Genomic DNA, 326 nt, shown 5'->3' with positions numbered 1-326 from the left:
GCCGCAACAACCCGTTCGCGGTCGGCCTGCTGCGAAACCTGCACTCCGCGATCCACACCCACCAGGGCCGCGCCGGTGAGCACGGCCACCGACGAGACCGCGACCAGGATGAACGCGAGCAGGAACCGACGTCCGAGTGGGCCGAGCCCAAGACCACGGGTCGTCATGACGCATCGTCCCGCCGGAGAGCAAGCCGGTAACCGACGCCGAGAACCGTCTCCAAAACTTCCGCTCCCGAGGCCCCGAGCTTGCGCCGGAGGTTCTTGATGTGGGAGTCGATGGTGCGCTCGTAGCCGGCATACTCGTAGCCGCGCACCCGGTTGACC

1 protein-coding gene is annotated in these 326 nt (G+C 67.8%); it reads right to left on the bottom strand.

From position 1 onward, the window contains the following. Window positions 1-163 precede the first annotated feature (163 nt). Window positions 164-316, bottom strand: coding sequence for a winged helix-turn-helix domain-containing protein (locus tag QN345_RS20690; RefSeq protein WP_416347692.1), 153 nt, complete (start codon window positions 314-316; stop codon window positions 164-166). Between the last annotated feature and the right edge of the window lie 10 nt (window positions 317-326).

The organism is Cryobacterium sp. 10I1 (genome assembly GCF_035019805.1).
GTDB classification, from domain to species: domain Bacteria; phylum Actinomycetota; class Actinomycetes; order Actinomycetales; family Microbacteriaceae; genus Cryobacterium; species Cryobacterium glucosi.
Note: the sequence above shows the minus strand (reverse complement) of the source record. Positions and strands in the feature narration are given on the sequence as shown.